Source organism: Archangium violaceum (genome assembly GCF_016859125.1).
GTDB classification, from domain to species: Bacteria; Myxococcota; Myxococcia; order Myxococcales; family Myxococcaceae; genus Archangium; species Archangium violaceum_A.
On sequence record NZ_CP069338.1, the window covers coordinates 816043 to 832300 of the forward strand.

16 protein-coding genes are annotated in these 16258 nt (G+C 69.4%); 13 read left to right on the forward strand and 3 right to left on the reverse strand.

Features of this window, described 5'->3' with window-relative positions:
- Nucleotides 1-141: 141 nt before the first annotated feature.
- Both JQX13_RS03470 and JQX13_RS03475 read right to left on the reverse strand, forming a co-directional pair.
- Nucleotides 142-786 (reverse strand): CPBP family intramembrane glutamic endopeptidase, encoded by a 645-nt coding sequence (locus tag JQX13_RS03470; protein WP_203407660.1) that lies wholly within the window; start codon nt 784-786, stop codon nt 142-144.
- Nucleotides 783-2039 (reverse strand): NAD(P)/FAD-dependent oxidoreductase, encoded by a 1257-nt coding sequence (locus JQX13_RS03475; protein ID WP_203407661.1) that lies wholly within the window; start codon nt 2037-2039, stop codon nt 783-785. The genes JQX13_RS03470 and JQX13_RS03475 overlap by 4 nt, the downstream gene beginning before the upstream one ends.
- Before the next feature lie 196 nt (nt 2040-2235).
- On the opposite strand from JQX13_RS03475, the gene JQX13_RS03480 reads away from it, so the two are divergent.
- The 7 genes from JQX13_RS03480 to JQX13_RS03510 all read left to right on the forward strand — a co-directional run bounded on the left by JQX13_RS03480 (nt 2236) and on the right by JQX13_RS03510 (nt 8197).
- Nucleotides 2236-2376, forward strand: a complete 141-nt coding sequence (locus tag JQX13_RS03480) for a hypothetical protein (protein WP_239014514.1) — start codon at nt 2236-2238, stop codon at nt 2374-2376.
- 4 nt (nt 2377-2380) lie between these two features.
- Entirely contained in the window at nt 2381-3397 is a 1017-nt protein-coding gene (gene trpD / locus JQX13_RS03485) for an anthranilate phosphoribosyltransferase (RefSeq protein WP_203407662.1), read from the forward strand.
- Nucleotides 3394-4188, forward strand: a complete 795-nt coding sequence (locus JQX13_RS03490) for an indole-3-glycerol phosphate synthase TrpC (protein WP_203407663.1) — start codon at nt 3394-3396, stop codon at nt 4186-4188. Before trpD ends, JQX13_RS03490 begins: the two co-directional genes overlap by 4 nt.
- The gene (locus JQX13_RS03495) at nt 4185-4820 is read left to right on the forward strand and encodes a phosphoribosylanthranilate isomerase (RefSeq protein ID WP_203407664.1); all 636 of its coding nucleotides are present in this window, start codon (nt 4185-4187) and stop codon (nt 4818-4820) included. Before JQX13_RS03490 ends, JQX13_RS03495 begins: the two co-directional genes overlap by 4 nt.
- A gap of 8 nt (nt 4821-4828) precedes the next feature.
- Nucleotides 4829-6037 (forward strand): tryptophan synthase subunit beta, encoded by a 1209-nt coding sequence (gene trpB / locus JQX13_RS03500; protein WP_203407665.1) that lies wholly within the window; start codon nt 4829-4831, stop codon nt 6035-6037.
- Entirely contained in the window at nt 6034-6825 is a 792-nt protein-coding gene (gene trpA / locus JQX13_RS03505) for a tryptophan synthase subunit alpha (protein WP_203407666.1), read from the forward strand. The genes trpB and trpA overlap by 4 nt, the downstream gene beginning before the upstream one ends.
- A gap of 130 nt (nt 6826-6955) precedes the next feature.
- Nucleotides 6956-8197: a GAF domain-containing sensor histidine kinase gene (locus JQX13_RS03510; protein WP_203407667.1), complete on the forward strand. Its 1242-nt coding sequence runs from the start codon at nt 6956-6958 to the stop codon at nt 8195-8197.
- A gap of 24 nt (nt 8198-8221) precedes the next feature.
- On the opposite strand, the gene JQX13_RS03515 is transcribed toward JQX13_RS03510, so the two are convergent.
- On the reverse strand, nt 8222-10684 hold the full coding sequence (locus JQX13_RS03515) for an efflux RND transporter permease subunit (RefSeq protein WP_239014515.1): 2463 nt from the start codon (nt 10682-10684) through the stop codon (nt 8222-8224).
- 219 nt (nt 10685-10903) lie between these two features.
- Between JQX13_RS03515 and JQX13_RS03520 the strand changes: the two genes are divergently transcribed.
- The 6 genes from JQX13_RS03520 to JQX13_RS03545 all read left to right on the forward strand — a co-directional run bounded on the left by JQX13_RS03520 (nt 10904) and on the right by JQX13_RS03545 (nt 16130).
- On the forward strand, nt 10904-11500 hold the full coding sequence (locus tag JQX13_RS03520; RefSeq protein ID WP_203407668.1) for a histidine phosphatase family protein: 597 nt from the start codon (nt 10904-10906) through the stop codon (nt 11498-11500).
- Nucleotides 11501-11619: 119 nt separating this feature from the next.
- Nucleotides 11620-12426 carry an HTTM domain-containing protein gene (locus JQX13_RS03525; protein ID WP_203407669.1) on the forward strand — a complete coding sequence of 269 codons (807 nt, stop codon included), beginning with the start codon at nt 11620-11622 and terminating at the stop codon, nt 12424-12426.
- Nucleotides 12339-12728, forward strand: coding sequence for an HTTM domain-containing protein (locus JQX13_RS03530; protein WP_203407670.1), 390 nt, complete (start codon nt 12339-12341; stop codon nt 12726-12728). The genes JQX13_RS03525 and JQX13_RS03530 overlap by 88 nt, the downstream gene beginning before the upstream one ends.
- 170 nt (nt 12729-12898) lie before the next feature.
- Nucleotides 12899-13648, forward strand: a complete 750-nt coding sequence (locus JQX13_RS03535) for a hypothetical protein (protein ID WP_203407671.1) — start codon at nt 12899-12901, stop codon at nt 13646-13648.
- A gap of 117 nt (nt 13649-13765) precedes the next feature.
- Complete coding sequence (locus tag JQX13_RS03540; protein WP_203407672.1) at nt 13766-14671, forward strand: WD40/YVTN/BNR-like repeat-containing protein; 906 nt, start codon at nt 13766-13768, stop codon at nt 14669-14671.
- A gap of 316 nt (nt 14672-14987) precedes the next feature.
- Nucleotides 14988-16130, forward strand: coding sequence for a S8 family peptidase (locus JQX13_RS03545; protein WP_203407673.1), 1143 nt, complete (start codon nt 14988-14990; stop codon nt 16128-16130).
- The last annotated feature ends 128 nt before the right edge of the window (nt 16131-16258 follow it).

Sequence of the window (16258 nt, forward strand, 5' to 3'; positions counted from 1 at the left end):
CCCATCAAGCAAGCCCGCGAAGGAGTGCCCCAGGGACCATGCGCTGACAACATCCCGCGGCCATTCCCCTCTCCCCTCGGGAGAGGGAGCATTCTTCCCTGAACAAAAATCAGAGAGATCGTGTACGGAGGGGGCCGCCCCTCACAGGGCGGGCAGCAGGATGACGATGAGCACGTCCCACAGGGAGTGACTCACCCACGAGGCCACGAGGCTGCGGCGCCACTCGGCGAGCAGCCCCCAGGCGAGCGACGTGGGGAACGCCGCGAGCGCCAGCAGCGGCTCACGGAAGGCGAGCAGCGCGAGGCTCGACAGTACCGCCGCCACCACCACGCACCCCACCCGCCCGAGCCTCGGCCGCAGCGCCTGTTGCACCACACCCCGCCAGAAGAGCTCCTCGGCCGGAGCGATGAACAGCGCCAGCGCCAGCGCCTCTCCGAGCGAGCCCGTTCCGAACGTCGCGTAGATGGCCGCCAGGGGCTCGCAGAACAGCTCCGAGAAGCCGCCACACATCGCCCACAGCACCGCCCGAGCGCCCACGTACAGCACCCCCGCGAGGGCCACGCCCCACAACACATCCGCGCGTCTCGGAACGAGCCACCGCTGTCCCGCCTCGCCCAGCGCCTTCCACGAGAGCGCGTTCCACACCGCGCAGTAGAGCGTGGCCCACAGGAAGAAGCGCGGTGGGTGCACGTGCACCAGCGCGGTCCACGCAATCACCGCCACCCCGCTGGCCATGAGCCAACCCCGCTCCGCCAACCCGGACGATGTCACGGCGGAGGAGGTCATGGCAGCGGCAGCTCCCGGTCCCGCAGCAGGGCCTCCGCCGCTCGCCGCCCCGAGACCATGGCGCCCTCGATGGAGCCATTCTCCCGGTAGTCCCCACAGACATACAGCCCCGGGGACAGCCGGACCTGCCGGTGGGGCTCCGCGAAGGACTCGGGCGGCTGCGCCGGCAGCGCGTGCGGAATCTCGTACGTGCGCAGGTGCCGCCACTTCGCCACCGCTCCGCCGAACCACTCCGTGAGCTGCTCGCGCACTCGCGCCTCCAGCGTCTCCGGGTCCTCCTCCGTCTCCAACACCGACACCGACACCAGCGCCTGCCCCTCAGGCGCGTACGCGGGCGCCACCTCGCTCATCACCGCGAGGTTGTTCACCGGCCCCCTCCCCTCCCCGTTCAGCACCAGGTAGGGCCCTCGCACCGGCGGCTCCGGCGCGGCGAAGTACAGACACGTCACCGCGTTCATCCTCCGCGGCAGCATGCCGGGCAGCAGCTCCTCCGCCGCGGGAGCATCCGTCGCCACCACCACCGCGTCGGCCTCCTCCCGCTCGCCCGAGATCAACCGCACCCGGTGGCCCCACACCTCCTCCACCGGCGCGTTCAGCTTCACCGCGCCAACGGGCAGCTTCGCGGCGAGTTGCGAGGAGAGCGCTCCCATCCCCTTCGCCGGCACCGCCGTGGCCCCCGTGGCGAACATCCGGAAGACGAACTCCAACACCCGGCTGGAGGTGCGCAGCTCCTTCTCCAGGAAGATGCCCGCGAAGAAGGGGCGCAGGAAGGCCTCCACCATCTCCTCGGAGAAGCCCACGTCCCGCAGGTACTCCCGCGAGGTCTTCTGCCTCCGGAGGAGCACGTCCTCCACCGAGCCCGCGAGCGACTGCTGGCGCAAATCGAGAATGTGCAACTTGTCCGTGAACGAGCCCACGCGGTTGAAGGCATGGGCCGCGGCCTGCAGGGGCCGGCGGAACGGATCCGCCACCTTGTGCAAACACCCCTCGCGCCACACCAGCGCCCCCGGGAAGAAGCGTTGGAAGTCGAGCGCGTCATAGTCCAGCCACCGCCGCGGCTCGGGATACGCGGTGAGGAACACCTGGAAGCCCCGGTCCAGCTGGAACCCCTCCACCACGTCCGTGCGCACCCGGCCGCCCACCCCGTCGCTCGCCTCCAGCACCCGCACCTTCACCTTCGCCTGGTGCAACAGCCTCGCGCACGTCAACCCGGCCAACCCCGCCCCCACCACGATGACGTTCGGACGCACCACGCCGCACCCTCCGTAAAAGTGAAAAGTCCCGTACTACCTTGCTTCCCGGAGACCGCCCAGCCACACTTGCCGGGAATAAGGAGGGAAGTGGACACCTTTCTTCCTGCAAGGCGTCCCGCTCTTCCCTAATAAAAGCAGCGCCTCGAACCGACCGCCTCTTCCCCAGGCGGCGGAATACTTCGGAGAGTCAAGAGCCATGTTGATCGTGATGCGCCCGGATGCGACGGCCCAGGAAATCGAGCGTGTGAACGACGAGATCCGCCGTCACGGCTGGCGACCGCACACGAGCCCCGGAGAGACGCGCGCGGCCATCGGCATCACCGACAACGCGGGGTAGGCACATGACACTCAAGGAAGCGCTGGGTAGGGTCGTTGGCCGGCGCGACTTGACCCGCGAGGAGATGGCCCTGGTGATGGGCCAGATGCTCGCGGGAGAAGCGACGCCTGCCCAGGTAGGCGCCTTCGCGGTCGCGTTGCGCATGAAGGGTGAGACCGAGGACGAGATCCTCGGAGCGGCGGAGGCCATGCGGGCCTGCGCCACGCGCATCCACCCCCAGGCCCAGGTGGTGTTGGATACCTGCGGCACGGGCGGAGACGGCGCGCACACCTTCAACATCTCCACGGCCGTGGCCTTCGTGGCCGCGGGCGCGGGCGTCACGGTGGCCAAGCACGGCAACCGGGCGGTGTCCTCGCGGTGTGGCAGCTCGGACGTGCTCGCCGCGCTGGGCGTCGCCATGGACCGCTCTCACGAGCAGGTGACGCGGGATGTGGATCTCCACGGCGTGGGCTTCCTCTTCGCGCCCTCGCACCACAGCGCCCTGCGGCACGTGGCGCCGGCCCGGCGGGAGATTGGCCTGCACACCCTCTTCAACCTGCTGGGGCCCCTGACCAACCCGGCGGGCGCGTGCTACCAGCTGCTCGGCACCTTCGCGGGTGAGCGGCTGGAGCAGACGGCGCGTGTCCTGTCGCGGCTGGGCAGCAAGCGCGCCTGGGTGGTGCACGGCCGCGATGGGCTGGACGAGCTCTCCCCGTGCACGGCCTCGGACGTGGCGGAGCTGCGTGAGGACGGCTCGGTGCGGACCTTCACCGTCACCCCCGAGGACGCGGGACTGGAGCGGGTACCGCCCGAGTCCATCGTCGGAGGGGACGTGGAGGACAACGCCCGGCGCCTCAAGGCGCTGCTCGCGGGTGAGCGCTCCGGCGTGCGCACGGCGGTGCTGCTCAACGCCGCGGCCGCCCTGGTCGTGGTGGGCAAGGCGGCGAACCTCAAGGAAGGAGTGCTGCGCGCGGTGGAGTCCATCGACTCCGGCGCCGCGGCGGCCAAACTGGAAGCCCTCGTGAAGGGAGGTCCGGCATGAGCGCGCCCGAAACGGACAAGCTCGCGGCCATCTTCGCGCGCAAGCGCCGGGAGCTCGCCGCGCGCAAGCCCCTGGTGGCGAGCGCGCCCCGCCCCACCGGCCGGGACTTCGCGGCCGCCCTCACCCGGCACCGCCCGGACGTTCCGGTGAACGTCATCGCCGAGGTGAAACGCCGCAGCCCCTCGGGTGGCGACTTCCCGCACCAGGACCTGGTGGCGGTGGCGAAGGCGTACGAGGCCGCCGGAGCGAGCGCGGTGAGCGTGCTCACGGACGACGTGGACTTCGGAGGCAGCCTCGAGGATCTCCTCCAGGTGCGCGCGGCCATCTCTCTGCCGGTGCTGCGCAAGGACTTCCTGGTGGCGCCGCAGGAGGTGGAGGAGAGCGCGGCCATCGGCGCGGACGCGGTGCTGCTCATCGCGGACGCGCTGGAGGACGGGGAGCTCGCGGAGATGGTGGCGGCGGCGAAGGCCTGCAGGGTGGCGGCGCTCGTCGAGGCCCACACGCAGGAGCACGCCGAGCGGGCGCTGAAGGCGGGCGCGGAGCTGGTGGGCATCAACAACCGGAACCTCGCCACGCTGCGCACGGACACGGCCACCGCCCTGCGGGTGATTCCCGCCCTGCGAAGCCGGGCGAAGGCGCTGGTGGCCGAGAGTGGCCTCAAGACGCGCGAGGACTTCGCGGCGGCCCGGGCGGCTGGAGCCGACGCGGTGCTCGTGGGCGAGTCCCTGCTGCGCGACGCCGAGCCGGGCCGTGCGCTGGCGAAGCTGCTCGCGCCCGTGGGTGCGCCGTGAGCCCGAGGGTGAAGATCTGCGGCATCACCCGCGAGGAGGACGCGCGGGTGGCGTGGGCCGCGGGCGCGGACGCACTGGGGCTCAACTTCTACCTGCGCTCGCCGAGGTACGTGACACCGGAGACGGCGGCGGTCCTGGCGCGCACGAGGCCGGCGCTGGGCTCCGTGGTGGGCGTCTTCGTCAACGAGTCAGCGGACATCATCCGCGCTCGGGTGCGTGACTGCGGGCTGACGGCGGTGCAGCTGCACGGGGACGAGCCGCCCGAGGCCTGCGAGGGCTACGGCGTGCCGGTCATCAAGGCCCTGCGGGTGCGGGGACTCGAGGACGTGGAGCGGGCGCGAACCTATGTGGGCGTGGGCGACGTGGCCACGCTGCTGCTGGACGGGGCGGCGCCGGGCTACGGCGGCGGAGGCGTGGGCTTCGACTGGTCGCTGGTGGCGCGGCTCGCGGACGCGGGCGTGCCGGTGCTGGTGGCCGGAGGACTCAACCCCGGCAATGTCCGGGAAGCCGTGCGGGCCACCCGGCCCTACGGCGTGGATGTGGCGAGTGGGGTGGAAGTCAGCCCCGGCGTCAAGGATGCGGACGCGGTGCGCGCCTTCGTGCGCGCCGTGAAGCCCCTGCTTTGGGAGTGATGAAGACCATGGACACGGAAACCGCCCCGGGCCGCTTCGGGCGTTACGGCGGCCGTTACGTGCCGGAGACGCTGGTCCCGGCACATCTGGAGCTGGAGCAGGCCTATGCCGAGGCCCGTAAGGACCCGGCCTTCGACGAGCAGGTCTCGCAGGTGCTGCGCGAGTACGTCGGGCGCGAGACGCCGCTGACGCCCGCGCGCCGGCTCACCGAGCTGTGGGGTGGCGCCGAGGTGTGGCTCAAGCGAGAGGACCTCGCGCACACGGGCGCCCACAAAATCAACAACACCATCGGCCAGGTGCTGCTGGCGCGGCGGATGGGCAAGAAGCGCATCATCGCGGAGACGGGCGCGGGCCAGCACGGCGTGGCCACGGCCACCGCGTGCGCCCTGTTCGGCATGCCCTGCGAGGTCTTCATGGGCGCGGTGGACGTGGAGCGCCAGTCGCTCAACGTCTTCCGCATGAAGGCGCTGGGAGCCAAGGTGACGCCGGTGGAGTCGGGCTCGCGCACGCTCAAGGACGCGATGAACGAGGCCATGCGCACCTGGGTGGCGCAGGTGGAGGACACCTACTATGTCATCGGCAGCGCGGCCGGCCCCCACCCCTACCCCACCATCGTCCGCGACTTCCAGTCCGTCATCGGCCGCGAGGTGCGCACGCAGTCGCTGGTGGCCTTCGGCAAGCTGCCGGACGCCATCATCGCGTGCATCGGCGGTGGCTCGAACGCCATCGGCATCCTGCACCCCTTCATCCACGACAAGGACGTGCGGCTGGTGGGTGTCGAGGCCGGCGGCCACGGCCTGAGCTCGGGGCAGCACGGCGCGTCCCTGACGCTGGGCACCGAGGGCGTGCTCCACGGCTCGCGCTCGCTGGTGCTGCAGGACGAGAACGGGCAGATCATCGAGGCGCACTCCATCTCCGCCGGCCTGGACTACCCGGGCGTGGGGCCGGAGCTGGCGCACCTGGCGAAGACGGGGCGGCTGGAAGTGCGCACCGCCACGGACGACGAGGCGCTGGCGGCCTTCTACCGGGTGTCTCGCACCGAGGGCATCCTGCCCGCCCTGGAGTCCTCGCATGCCTTCGCGCGCGCGGAAGACCTGGCCCGTGAGCTGGGCAAGGGCAAGCACCTGGTCATCAACTGCTCGGGCCGCGGCGACAAGGACGTGGCCACCATCGCGGCGCGCGGGATTCCCGCCGCCATCGGTCAGGAGGGCGCATGAGCGGGGAGATCGCGGAAGCGTTCGCCCGGGCGAAGGCCCGCGGTGAAGGCGCGCTGGTGGCGTACGCCATGGCGGGAGATCCAGACCTGGCCCGCTCGGTGGACGTGTTCGCCGCGTGTGTGGAAGGCGGCGCGGACATCCTGGAGATTGGCGTGGCGTTCAGCGATCCCATCGCGGACGGCCCGGTCATCCAGGCCGCGTCCGAGCGGGCCCTGAAGGCTGGCGCCACGCTCAGGCGGGTGCTGGACGAGGTGGTGCCCGCGGTGCGCGAGCGCTGCCCCCAGACACCGCTGGTGGTGATGACGTACGTCAACGTGGTGATGGCCCTGGGCGAGGAGCGCTACGCGAAGCTGGCCCGGGAGCGCGGGGTGGCGGGCACCATCCTGCCGGACCTGCCTCCCGAGGAGAGCGCGAGCATCCGCGCGGCCTTCGACAAGGAGGGGCTGGCGCTCATCCCGCTGTGCGCGCCCACCACGTCGCCGGCCCGAGCGGAGACCATCGCGAAGGACGCGCGTGGCTTCGTGTACTGCGTGTCGGTGGCGGGCGTGACGGGCATGCGCTCGGAGCTGCCGGCGAACCTGTCCGAGCGGTTGGAGCTGGTGCGACGCTTCTCGCCGGTACCGGTGGTCGCGGGCTTCGGCATCTCCACCGCCGAGCAGGCCGGGGTGGTGGGAGCCCACGCGGATGGCGTGGTGGTGGGCAGTGCCATCGTCCGTGCCGCTCAGGCCGATGGGCCCGCGGCGGCCCGGCAGGTGTGCGCCGAGCTCAAGCGCGGCCTCAAGCGCTGAATTGTCTCCCTGGCCCTCTCCCTTCCTGGGAGAGGGCCCTGGTCCGAGTCCATTCGGGCCATGAAGCGCATCCTGGCCTCCTTGCTCCTACTCCGCGTTGAACCTTCCTCTCGATGACCATGGTGAAGCCATGGACTCTGAGAGGAAGGCAGGGACATCGGAGCAGCGAGACCGGATGCTCCGGGCGCTCGAGGAGCTGCTGGAGATTTCTCCCGCGGATGAGGAATCGGCACTGAACCAGGTCGCTCAATGCGTCATCGAGCTCATGGGGGCCGACAAGGTCGACGTGTTCCTCTTCAAGCCGTCCACCACCAGCCTCGTCGCCGTCGGGACGAGCGATAGCCCCATGAGCAGGAAGCAGAGAAGCCTGGGGTTGGACCGTCTTCCGATCGCCAACGGGGGACGCTCCGTGGAGGTCTTCCAGACGGGCAAGACGTGGCACCACCCCCGCCAGCATGAGGACCCCGGAGAGTTGCTCGGCATCGTCAACGGGCTCGGCGTCCGCTCGCATATCGGGGTCATCATCGAGGTGGGGAGCGAGCGCAGGGGCGTGCTCGACGTGCAGTCCGCCACGCCGGACCTGTTCACCGAGGACGACGTGCGCTTCCTCGAGACGGCGGCCCGGTGGGTGGGCGCGGTGGTCCACCGGGTCGAGCTCAGCGAAGCACTGACGAAAGCGGCCGTGGAACAAGGGCGCCGCGCCGCCGCCGAGGAGCTCATCACCATCCTGGCCCATGACATGAGCAACCACCTGAACCCCCTCCGGATACGCCTCGAGCTGATTCAGCGGCGCGCGATCCGGGAGCGGGCCTCGGAGTACCTGCGTGATGCCCAGGCAGCCGAACAATCGCTCAAGGCGCTCGTCCGGCTGATTTCGGACCTCATGGACGCGGGGAGGCTGGAGCAGGGCCTCTTCTCCCTGACGAAGTACCCGGTGGACCTGGTGGCGATCTCCGAGGAGGTGGCGAGGCTGGCCACCACGCCCGGCCGGGAGGTCCAACTCGCCGGCATGCAGGAGTTGGTGGTGCCCGCGGACCCGGAACGCATCCGCCAGGCCCTCTCGAACCTGGTGGCCAATGCGCAGAAGCACTCCCCGGCCGGGATTCCGGTGCGCGTCGACGTCACCCGCCAGCAGCGTGAGGACGGGCCGTGGGCCCTGGTGTCGGTGAAGGATCAGGGACCCGGCATCTCTCCGGAGGTGATGCCTCGGCTCTTCGAGCGCTTCGCCAAGGGACCGGGCTCCAAGGGGCTCGGCCTCGGGCTGTATCTCGTCCGGAGCATCGCCGAGGCCCACGGCGGCACGCTGACGGTGCAATCAGAGCCCGGCAAGGGCGCCCTCTTCGTCCTGGCGCTGCCGATCACCGAGGAGTGAACGACGAAGGCCGGGCCGCCTTCGTCACACGGAGCGCTGGGTCTCCTCGTCCGCCTCCACCTCGAAGGGCAGGGACAGGGCGTCCTCCTCCTGCTCCTGGGGTGCGCCGGGCTCGTTCCGCTCGAGCAGCGCGAGGACGGCAGGGAACAGCACCGTCGTCCCCAGGGTGGCGCAGGCGACGCCCAGCAACGCCAGCTCTCCGATGGAGCGCAGCCCCGGGTGGCCCGCGGTGAGCAGCGCGCCATAGCCCGCCGCGTTGGACAGGGTGGCCACCACCGCCGCGACACCCGTGGTGCGCACCACATGGGGAAGCGAGCCCGGCCCCTCCTCGCGGTAGCGGTGGTAGAGGTGCACCGCGTTGTCCACGGCGATCGCCAGCAGGTTGGGCAGCACCACCGCGTTGATGAAGTTGAGCTTGAGCCCGTAGGCGTACATCGCCGCCGGCAGACAGGCGAGCCCGAGGTACAGCGGCCCGGCCACCAGCCCCGCCCGGCGCAGGCTGCGCAGGCTCACCACCATCATCGCGAACACCGCGAGGCCCGCGGCCAGCAGCAGCCAGGGGCCATCCAGCTTCACCAGGTCGAAGATGCGGTAGGCGATGAGGTTCGAGTCGAGCACCTGGAACCGCAATCCCCTCGCACGGGCCACCTCCCGCAGCTCGACCATCTGGTCGCCGAAGCGGTGCAGCGCATCCGTGTCGGAGAGCGACTCCCGCTTGAAGGCGAGCACGAAGCTTCCCTCGCCATCCAGCGCGGTGAAGCGGCGGCGGACCTCGGTGGGCAGCTCCTCCACACCGAAGGGCTTCGCGTTCAGCATCGTCTCCAGCTGGCTCAGCGCGGGACGAAGCCGCTCCGAGCTCCGGGCGCTCTCGGGCAGCTCGTCGAAGAACGCTCGCAACGCGGCGCGCTCGGCCTCGATATCGGCGCCGGTGCGCGGCAGGAAGTCACTGAGCGAGACCACCTCCGCGAAGGTCCGCGACTCACCGTGGCGGGCCTCGAGCTCGCGCAACGTGGCCGCGAGCTGGCCCGCCTGCGCGACGTCCTGGGTGAGGAAGACGGTGGGCGAATGGCGCCGTCCCAGCTGGGCGATGATGCGATCATCGAGCTTCGTGGCGGCGAACTCCCCGCGCAGCTTGCGCATGTCGGGCTCGAAGCCAATCCTGCCCACCACCGAGGCGGACCAGGCCACCAGCACGCCCACGCCCACGACGATGCCCACCAGCGCGCCCCGGGGCATGCGCCGTGGCTCGCGGTGGGGCCGGGAGGACGGCAGCGGAGCCTCGGCGCGCGCCGGACGGAGCCGCTCGGTCAGGGTGATGAGCGCGGGGCCGATCAGGTACGTGGCCAGCACGGTGAGCATCACGCCGACGGCGGCGATCCACCCGAACTGGGCGAAGGCCTCGAACTCGGCGAGCATGAGCGCGGAGAAGGCGGCGGCGTTGGTGCAGGCCGACGTCAACGCGCCCTTCCAGGTGCCCAGGACGGCCTCACGCAGGGCCGCGCCAGCGGGGAACTGGCGGCGCTCCTCGGAGTAGCGCATCGCCAGGTGCAGGCCGTACTCGATGCCGAGCCCGATGAGGATGGCGACGAGGAAGCCGGTGATGATGTTGAGATAACCGACGGTCTGCTGAGCCACCGCGAAGGTGACGAGCAGGCCCGCGCCCACGGGGGCCCCCACCACGAGGAGCGCGGTGATGCGCCGGCAGGACAGCACGACGATGAGCGCCGCGATGGCGCACGAGAGCAGCGAGGAGCGCGTGAGATCCTGGCGCATCCGCCGGTCCTCCTCGAGCCGGAGCACGTGCGCACCCGTGGCATCCGTCTGCACGCCCGGGAAGTCTCGAGCCACCTCGGCGCTCGTGGCCTGCACCCGCGTCAACAACCGCTGGGCGAAGACGAGGTCCCCCGCGACACCGGAGGGCTTCACGAACAGGTACAGCTCGCTGCCGTCCGGCGACGTCAGGTACTCGCTCAAGGCCGCGCGCGGCGCATGGCGGCGGGCGATCTCCTCCAGCGAGGGCGGCGGCGTGTCCTCGAGCTGGACGTAGAGCGGGTTGGCGGCGAGCTTCTCCGCCTCGAGCACGGACTCGAGATCCTCGCGCAGGCCGCGCAACTGCTCCGCGGAGAGCAGGAGCAGGGCACGCTCCTTGAAGAAGCGCGTGTCGTAGCGGAACTCGGTGTAGCGGACCTCCTCCAGGGCCTCCAGCCGCGGCGCCAGCGCGTGGGCGAAGCGGCGCAGGGTCTCCGGAGCGGCCCCTCGGGCCCGCAGAACCAGATAGCCGTCACCGCCGGCCTTCTGGGACACGGCCTCCAGGTCCCGCACCTCCTGGGTGTCCGCCGGGAGCAGTTCCACGAAGGAGCCGTGGAAGACGAGTCGCGAGGCAAGCAGGCCCGCCAGGAGCGCTACCGCCACGACACACGCAAGCACCCGTCCGGGCCGCCGGTACGACAGCAGGGCCCAGCGCTCCATCGCTTTGTCAAATTCCAAATGCAAGTCCCTCACAGACGAGGGGTCCGGGTCCGGCACAACCCGGGCTCCGCCCGCGTATGTCTCACGAAATTTACTTGCACCCAAGTGCCGGGGTTGCCCCGAAATAATTCTTAAGACCCCGTACGCCCCGATTTCATGAAAGAGCGCCCTGGAGCCCACCTCCCCCTTCACCCCCACCATTGAGTACGGAGCCACGTGGCACGCAGGATGGGCCCCATGAAAACCCCTTCCCCCGTGCTCGTCCTCGTCCGCCATGGAGAAACCGCGTGGAGCCGCACCGGTCAGCACACCGGCCGCACGGACATCCCCCTCGTGGAAGAGGGGCGCCGTATGGCCACCGAGCTCCGGCACGCACTGCGCAGGTGGAACGTCGCCGCGGTGTGGACGAGCCCCCTGAGCCGCGCGAGCGAGACGTGCGCGCTCTCTGGTCATGGAGAAAAGGCCGAGCTGCGCACGGACCTGATGGAGTGGGACTACGGCACCTTCGAGGGAAAGACCAAGGGGGAGATCCGCGCCACCAGTCCGAACTGGACCCTCTGGGCGGACGGCGTGCCGTGCGGCGAGTCGGCACGTGACGTGGGCGCGCGCGCGGACCGCATCATCGCCGAGGCCCGCACCGTGGAAGGCAACGTGCTCCTCTTCTCCCATGGCCACCTGCTGCGGGTACTCACCGCGCGCTGGCTGGGACTGCCTCCCACCGAGGGGCGCCTCTTCACGCTGAATACCGCCTCCATCAGCGTGCTCGGCTTCGACTCGGAGGGGGACCAGCAGGTCCTCCAGCTCTGGAACGACACCACCCACCTGCGCGGCTGAACGCGCGGGAGTGCGTGGTCCCTCCCCGTCGCGCGGGGAACCCCATTTCGACCTGCGCGCCACGCTCACCTCCGAGGTGGTGGCCAACCTGGGAGTGACGCTCAAGTTCAACGACAACGATGGCGATTGAGCCCACCACTCCCCTCGCCCTCCGGGAGAGGGGCGGGGGTGAGGGTATCGCGCCCCCCGGGTTCCCCCTCCGAGCCCTCCGCGAGCGGCTCGGAGAGTCACTGTTCGCCCCGGTGGATCCGGCCTCGCTGGTGACGTACCGGGTCCTCTTCGGGCTGCTCATGGTGATCGCCGTCGCGCGCTTCTTCGCGTACGGATGGATTCACGAGCACTACCTGGCACCGAAGGTGCTCTTCCCCTACGCGGGGCTGAAGTGGATCCGCCCGTGGCCGGGCGTGGGCATGTACCTCCACTTCGCGCGGATGGGGCTGGGGGCGTTGGGCATCACGCTGGGCGTGGCGTACCGGGCGAGCGCGCTCACGTTCCTGCTCACCTTCACGTACGCGCACCTCATCGACAAGACGTACTACCTCAACCACTACGACTTCATCTCGCTGGTGGGGGTGCTGATGGTGCTGCTCCCACCAGGCGCGGCGGGCGCGATGCGCACCGTGCCCGCGTGGTGGCTGTGGCTGTTCAGGGCCCAGGAGGGCCTCGTGTATTTCTTGGGCGGCGTGGCCAGGTTGAAGAGCGACTGGCTCCTCCACGCGCAGCCGATGAAGATCTGGCTCAGGGCGAGCACGAACCTGCCGGTGCTCGGCCACCTCTTCGAGCAGCCGTGGGCGCCGCACCGTGGGGGGGACCCGGGCTGGCCCTGGCCTTCATCGCGGTGCAATTCCTCCTCCCGCTGCGGCACCTGCTCTACCCGGGCGACGTGCTGTGGACGGAGGAAGGCTTCCGCTTCTCGTGGAACGTGATGCTGATGGAGAAGGACGGGATGGCCGGGTTCCGCGTCAGCGAGCCCTCCACCGGGAAGCGCTGGGTGGTGTCGATGATGGCCACGCAGCCGGACATGCTGCTGACCTTCGCGCACTACCTGGCCCGTGACTTCGCCGAGCGGGGATACCCCGGAGTCGAGGTGCGCGTGGACGCCTTCGCGAGCCTCAATGGCCGACCGCGTCAGCGATTGGTGGACCCCGCCGTGAACCTCGCGACGGTCGGGCCGTGGGACGACATCCATGGCTGGGTGCGGCCCTTCCGCGAGGTGAATCCACCCTGAGGGGAGGTCGATGACGCCGGACCCTCCGCGCCTGGAACCATCCATGTGTGCGGAGGAACCATCCACCTCGATGGATGCCTCGGGTGCTCGCGTTCGCGACACGGCGGAGGAGAGGACCGCTGGCAGGCGCCTTGCTCAGGGCCGGGTGAATCCCAACCAGGAGCAGACGCATGACCACCTCTGTGTCCGGCACCCGTGCCGGTGGAGCAACCCCCACGCCGGACGAGCTCGCCGAAGTCCAGAACGCAGCCCCTTCTCCCAGGTCCACGCCGACGACCCGAACGGTAAACACACAAGGGTCGAACATCGTCACCCAGGCCCCTTCTCTTCCCCCGGGCGCGAACTCGCCGCGCGAGTTCCCCACGGGGACGATGGATTACTACCGCAAGCGCCACTTCGACTTCGTCGCGCGCAACCCGGGGACGCCGCCGCCGCCGTACTATCTCCAGTACGGAGACAAGTACATCAAGGCCTTCAAGGCGCTCGGACCCGACCAGCTGTCCCCCAAGGGACTCGAGTGGCGGGACAAGGCGTTGAAGAACCTTCAGCAAGAGATGGAGGATGCGCGCCGCGCCCGCCCCGAGGACTTCGCCACGCTCGAGCGCAATCCGGAGAAGTTCAAGGAGTTCGCCTACGTCACCCATGTGGATGCCTATGTGAACGCGGGGCTCCTCGAGCTCCCCACGCAGGATCTCCTCACCATTCTCAGCACGCCGGACCTCCAGGACATCCTGGACGAGGACGGCCTGAAACAGATTCTCGAGGTCATCGGCAAGGTGAAGCCCCAGAGCGTGGTCGACATCCTCTCCGCGACCGCGTCCGAGGAGGTGCGCCGCCGCGTCCAGCCCCCACTCGCACAGATGGAGCAGGAGCTGAAGTCCCTCATGCTGAATCAACTCCTGAACAACGCCCACCCCTGAGCCGGCACGACCATGCGCAAGCTCCTCGCTCTCCTCCTCTTGAGCCCCGTCCTCATGTGCATGTGCGGCCAGGCACTTCTCTGGACCAACGAATTCCGCCACCGACGCGGCATCGACATGGTCAACAGTGTGTGGAAGCCCCTGGGGCATCGGCGCGATCGCGATCTTCCGGACAAGCTCTTCATCGGCGAGCGCTCCGCGTTCTACACGACGTCCCACTTCGACGAGGAGCGCACCACGCTCTGGCGCATCAGTCCCGACCGTCTGCGCCCCTGGTCCTCCGTCGAGGGGAAGCTCCTCACGATGACCAGTGCCGACGGCACATGGTTCGGAATCCTGTCGCAACCGACCCCGGACCGGAGTGACACGCGGACCTACAAGCTCATCCGCTCGCGTGATGAGGGGAGGAGTTGGGAGGAGCGCGGCGTGGTTCCAGGGACCTCCAGCCTGCTCGTCGTCTCGGAGCAGGAGGTGTGGGGACTTGGCTCGGGCACGCTGTACGTCAGCACGGACGCTGGCCAGACGCTCACACCCGTGTCCCTCCCGGGGACACGCAATGGCATCACGGAGCAACTCGCACGGGGAGTGGACGGGACCATATGGCTGCTCGGCCCCTCCGGACTCTTCCGCATCTCGGACCAGGGCAGGCACTGGACACACGACCCCATGCAGGGGGCCGAGCTACAGGCTGGCAGCGGTGGGTTCCTCGTGGGGCGAGTGGGAGGGGCGCTGTCCCTCCGACGCGATGTGCCAGGAACGCAGTGGGTTCCCATCACGGACCAAGCTCACAATGTGCATGAGCTCGCCGTCTCTGGAGACCTCGTCCGGGTCATCACCCACGCCAGGGACCCTTTCAAGAGTGGAGGGGATGTCTGGTACCACCACAGCGAGGACGGTGGCCTCACGTGGAAGCACGTAGATACCGGCCTGCACCTCCGTATCGCGATAGGCGGACGGGAGTGGGGGGCCGGTACCGATATCCTGGGCCAGCTCTATGGGCATGTGCCCGAGGACGAAAAGTAGGGCCAACCTTCTCTCGTGGTGACCCGCGCCCGTGACGGTCAGCCGCGGTCGGGGTGTCTCGACTCGCGACAGCGATGTCTCCATTCCGGACAGGTGACCTGTTCTTGAACACATCGAGCCCCCAACCTCGGGCGCGCTGTCTTCAAATCAAACATCATACCTTCAAGCCAAACTTTTACGCCAAACCGACATTCCAGATCAGGCCGCGAAACGCAACAAAGTTGCTTTAATGGCTTGTCATCTGATTCCTGATTTCGTAGTTTCTCGCGCGCATCACCCCCCTAACCATTCCCCCAGTTTCGCGGAAGGAAATTCCATGCGCGCCATTCGTAACGTGCTGTTCCTTGGTTCCGCCCTCACGCTCGCCGCCTGCGGTGGCGAGATGGACATGAACGATGACGGACTCGGCCAGTCCGCCGCTCCGCTGCACCAGGCCGCTCCCGGCCTTCGCATCGACGGCTCGTACATCGTGAAGCTGAAGGATGGCGCCACCGCTCGCGCCGTGGCGGCCCTGGCGGGTGTCTCTCCGCGTCACGAGTTCAGCATCATCAACGGCTTTTCGGTGAACCTGAATGAGGGCCAGCTCAATGCCCTTCGCCGCCTCACCGACGTCGTCGAGTACGTCGAGGAGGACGCGGTGGTCCAGGCCGACGCGACCCAGACTGGCGCCACCTGGGGTCTCGACCGCATCGACCAGAGGGCCCTGCCGCTGAACGGGACGTATACCTATACGACCACCGCGTCGAACGTGACCGCGTACATCATCGACACGGGTCTGCAGGCGAACCACTCGCAGTTCGGTGGCCGCGCGGCGAACGTGTATGACGCGTTCGGCGGCACCGGCGCCGACTGCCAGGGTCACGGCACGCACGTGGGCGGCACGGTGGGTGGCACCACCTACGGCGTGGCCAAGGGCGTCAAGCTGCGCGGCGTGCGCGTGCTGGACTGCAGTGGCTCCGGCTCCAACACGGGCGTGATCGCCGGCATGGACTGGGTGCGCAACAACGCCGTCAAGCCCGCGGTGGCCAACATGAGCCTCGGCGGCGGCGCCTCCACCGCCGTGAACACCGCCGCGAACAACCTGGCCAACTCGGGCGTGTTCCTCGCGGTGGCCGCCGGTAACAACAGCGGCGCCAATGCCTGCAACTACTCGCCGGCCGGTGCCGCGGCCGCCACCACGGTGGGCTCCACCGCCAGCAACGACACGCGCTCGTCGTTCTCCAACATCGGCAGCTGCGTGGACATCTACGCCCCCGGCTCCAGCATCACCTCGGCCAGGCTGAACGGCACCTCCACCACCATGAGCGGCACCTCGATGGCCTCCCCGCACGTGGCCGGCGTGGGCGCGCTCTACAAGGGCACCTACGGCGACGCGTCCTCCGCCACCGTCGACTCGTGGATCAAGACCAACGCCACCACCCTGTCGTTCGGCAAGCTCCTCTACAAGGGCTCGCTGTAATCCCAGGCTGGGTGTGATTTGAAGTTCCAGGGGCCGTGGCTTCATGCCACGGCTCCTGTTTGTCTTTGCGGGCTCGGTGCGGCACGGAACACGGCCCGGCGCCAGACACGGGCCCGGCGGGAAGCGGG

What these genes read in the sequence shown, in the direction of transcription:
- JQX13_RS03480 (WP_239014514.1), top strand. Translation starts at nt 2,236, where the DNA reads ATGTTGATCGTGATGCGCCCGGATGCGACGGCCCAGGAAATCGAGCGT.
- JQX13_RS03525 (WP_203407669.1), top strand. Translation starts at nt 11,620, where the DNA reads ATGGCGATTGAGCCCACCACTCCCCTCGCCCTCCGGGAGAGGGGCGGG.
- JQX13_RS03540 (WP_203407672.1), top strand. Translation starts at nt 13,766, where the DNA reads ATGGTCAACAGTGTGTGGAAGCCCCTGGGGCATCGGCGCGATCGCGAT.
- JQX13_RS03535 (WP_203407671.1), top strand. Translation starts at nt 12,899, where the DNA reads ATGACCACCTCTGTGTCCGGCACCCGTGCCGGTGGAGCAACCCCCACG.
- JQX13_RS03510 (WP_203407667.1), top strand. Translation starts at nt 6,956, where the DNA reads ATGGACTCTGAGAGGAAGGCAGGGACATCGGAGCAGCGAGACCGGATG.
- trpB (WP_203407665.1), top strand. Translation starts at nt 4,829, where the DNA reads ATGGACACGGAAACCGCCCCGGGCCGCTTCGGGCGTTACGGCGGCCGT.
- trpD (WP_203407662.1), top strand. Translation starts at nt 2,381, where the DNA reads ATGACACTCAAGGAAGCGCTGGGTAGGGTCGTTGGCCGGCGCGACTTG.
- JQX13_RS03545 (WP_203407673.1), top strand. Translation starts at nt 14,988, where the DNA reads ATGCGCGCCATTCGTAACGTGCTGTTCCTTGGTTCCGCCCTCACGCTC.
- trpA (WP_203407666.1), top strand. Translation starts at nt 6,034, where the DNA reads ATGAGCGGGGAGATCGCGGAAGCGTTCGCCCGGGCGAAGGCCCGCGGT.
- JQX13_RS03520 (WP_203407668.1), top strand. Translation starts at nt 10,904, where the DNA reads ATGAAAACCCCTTCCCCCGTGCTCGTCCTCGTCCGCCATGGAGAAACC.
- JQX13_RS03470 (WP_203407660.1), bottom strand. Translation starts at nt 786, where the DNA reads ATGACCTCCTCCGCCGTGACATCGTCCGGGTTGGCGGAGCGGGGTTGG.
- JQX13_RS03490 (WP_203407663.1), top strand. Translation starts at nt 3,394, where the DNA reads ATGAGCGCGCCCGAAACGGACAAGCTCGCGGCCATCTTCGCGCGCAAG.